This window comes from Bacillus sp. FSL W8-0770 (assembly GCF_038008705.1).
Classification (GTDB): Bacteria; Bacillota; Bacilli; order Bacillales; family Bacillaceae_G; genus Bacillus_A; species Bacillus_A cereus.
Window position 1 is genome coordinate 85,001 of sequence record NZ_JBBOZR010000001.1, and the last position, 2,500, is coordinate 87,500.

Below are 2,500 nucleotides of genomic sequence, written 5' to 3' on the forward strand. Positions count from 1 at the left end.
CTCGTCCGCTCAGGGTTAGTCAGGACCTAAGCCGAGGCCGACAGGCGTAGGCGATGGACAACAGGTTGATATTCCTGTACCACCTCTTTATCGTTTGAGCAATGGAGGGACGCAGAAGGATAGAAGAAGCGTGCGATTGGTTGTGCACGTCCAAGCAGTTAGGCTGATAAGTAGGCAAATCCGCTTATCGTGAAGGCTGAGCTGTGATGGGGAAGCTCCTTATGGAGCGAAGTCTTTGATTCCCCGCTGCCAAGAAAAGCTTCTAGCGAGATAAAAGGTGCCTGTACCGCAAACCGACACAGGTAGGCGAGGAGAGAATCCTAAGGTGTGCGAGAGAACTCTGGTTAAGGAACTCGGCAAAATGACCCCGTAACTTCGGGAGAAGGGGTGCTTTCTTAACGGAAAGCCGCAGTGAATAGGCCCAAGCGACTGTTTAGCAAAAACACAGCTCTCTGCGAAGCCGTAAGGCGAAGTATAGGGGGTGACACCTGCCCGGTGCTGGAAGGTTAAGGAGAGGGGTTAGCGTAAGCGAAGCTCTGAACTGAAGCCCCAGTAAACGGCGGCCGTAACTATAACGGTCCTAAGGTAGCGAAATTCCTTGTCGGGTAAGTTCCGACCCGCACGAAAGGTGTAACGATTTGGGCACTGTCTCAACCAGAGACTCGGTGAAATTATAGTACCTGTGAAGATGCAGGTTACCCGCGACAGGACGGAAAGACCCCGTGGAGCTTTACTGTAGCCTGATATTGAATTTTGGTACAGTTTGTACAGGATAGGCGGGAGCCATTGAAACCGGAGCGCTAGCTTCGGTGGAGGCGCTGGTGGGATACCGCCCTGACTGTATTGAAATTCTAACCTACGGGTCTTATCGACCCGGGAGACAGTGTCAGGTGGGCAGTTTGACTGGGGCGGTCGCCTCCTAAAGTGTAACGGAGGCGCCCAAAGGTTCCCTCAGAATGGTTGGAAATCATTCGTAGAGTGCAAAGGCATAAGGGAGCTTGACTGCGAGACCTACAAGTCGAGCAGGGACGAAAGTCGGGCTTAGTGATCCGGTGGTTCCGCATGGAAGGGCCATCGCTCAACGGATAAAAGCTACCCCGGGGATAACAGGCTTATCTCCCCCAAGAGTCCACATCGACGGGGAGGTTTGGCACCTCGATGTCGGCTCATCGCATCCTGGGGCTGTAGTCGGTCCCAAGGGTTGGGCTGTTCGCCCATTAAAGCGGTACGCGAGCTGGGTTCAGAACGTCGTGAGACAGTTCGGTCCCTATCCGTCGTGGGCGTAGGAAATTTGAGAGGAGCTGTCCTTAGTACGAGAGGACCGGGATGGACGCACCGCTGGTGTACCAGTTGTTCTGCCAAGGGCATAGCTGGGTAGCTATGTGCGGAAGGGATAAGTGCTGAAAGCATCTAAGCATGAAGCCCCCCTCAAGATGAGATTTCCCATAGCGTAAGCTAGTAAGATCCCTGAAAGATGATCAGGTTGATAGGTTCGAGGTGGAAGCATGGTGACATGTGGAGCTGACGAATACTAATAGATCGAGGACTTAACCATATAATATGAAGCAATGTTATCTAGTTTTGAAAGAATATAAAAAACTTGTTGACTTTAAAAGTTAAATGAGTTACAATGATTCTTGTCTTAAATGAATACAGTCTGGTAATGATGGCAGAGAGGCCACACCCGTTCCCATACCGAACACGGAAGTTAAGCTCTCTAGCGCCGATGGTAGTTGGGACCTTGTCCCTGTGAGAGTAGGACGTTGCCAGGCAATCCGGAGGATTAGCTCAGCTGGGAGAGCACCTGCCTTACAAGCAGGGGGTCGGCGGTTCGATCCCGTCATCCTCCACCATTTAGCCGACTTAGCTCAATTGGTAGAGCAACTGACTTGTAATCAGTAGGTTGGGGGTTCAAGTCCTCTAGTCGGCACCAGTTTTTATTGTAAGAGCCATTAGCTCAGTTGGTAGAGCATCTGACTTTTAATCAGAGGGTCGAAGGTTCGAGTCCTTCATGGCTCACCATTTTAATTAATATGCGGGTGTGGCGGAATTGGCAGACGCACTAGACTTAGGATCTAGCGCCTTTGGCGTGGGGGTTCGACTCCCTTCACCCGCACTTTTAATAAAATATCTCAAACATGTCTTGCGGAAGTAGTTCAGTGGTAGAATACAACCTTGCCAAGGTTGGGGTCGCGGGTTCGAATCCCGTCTTCCGCTCCAATTTTCAATATGACATGCCGGGGTGGCGGAACAGGCAGACGCACAGGACTTAAAATCCTGCGGTGGGTGACCACCGTGCGGGTTCGACCCCCGCCCTCGGCACCATATGCGCCCGTAGCTCAATTGGATAGAGCGTTTGACTACGGATCAAGAGGTTAGGGGTTCGACTCCTCTCGGGCGCGTTTTCTTTCGGGAAGTGGCTCAGCTTGGTAGAGCACCTGGTTTGGGACCAGGGGGTCGCAGGTTCAAATCCTGTCTTCCCGATACTTGTTTGGGGCCT

The 2,500-nt window shown here is 52.0% G+C and carries 9 tRNA genes and 2 rRNA genes (2 of these 11 cut by a window edge); all 11 read left to right on the plus strand.

Annotated features, from left to right (window positions below):
• Positions 1-1,555: ribosomal RNA gene (locus NST27_RS00440) — 23S ribosomal RNA — on the plus strand; it begins 1,367 nt to the left of the window's first position.
• A 101-nt stretch (positions 1,556-1,656) separates the two neighbouring features.
• A 5S ribosomal RNA gene (gene rrf / locus NST27_RS00445) occupies positions 1,657-1,772 on the plus strand.
• A gap of 5 nt (positions 1,773-1,777) precedes the next feature.
• Positions 1,778-1,853, plus strand: a tRNA-Val gene (locus tag NST27_RS00450).
• A 4-nt stretch (positions 1,854-1,857) separates the two neighbouring features.
• A tRNA-Thr gene (locus NST27_RS00455) sits at positions 1,858-1,933 on the plus strand.
• 13 nt (positions 1,934-1,946) lie between these two features.
• Positions 1,947-2,022, plus strand: a tRNA-Lys gene (locus NST27_RS00460).
• 13 nt (positions 2,023-2,035) lie between these two features.
• Positions 2,036-2,116: transfer RNA gene (locus NST27_RS00465), tRNA-Leu, on the plus strand.
• 29 nt (positions 2,117-2,145) lie between these two features.
• A tRNA-Gly gene (locus tag NST27_RS00470) sits at positions 2,146-2,220 on the plus strand.
• 16 nt (positions 2,221-2,236) lie between these two features.
• Positions 2,237-2,325 (plus strand) — tRNA-Leu (locus tag NST27_RS00475).
• Positions 2,326-2,328: 3 nt separating this feature from the next.
• Positions 2,329-2,402 (plus strand) — tRNA-Arg (locus tag NST27_RS00480).
• A gap of 8 nt (positions 2,403-2,410) precedes the next feature.
• A tRNA-Pro gene (locus tag NST27_RS00485) sits at positions 2,411-2,484 on the plus strand.
• A 9-nt stretch (positions 2,485-2,493) separates the two neighbouring features.
• Positions 2,494-2,500: transfer RNA gene (locus tag NST27_RS00490), tRNA-Ala, on the plus strand; it runs 69 nt beyond the window's last position.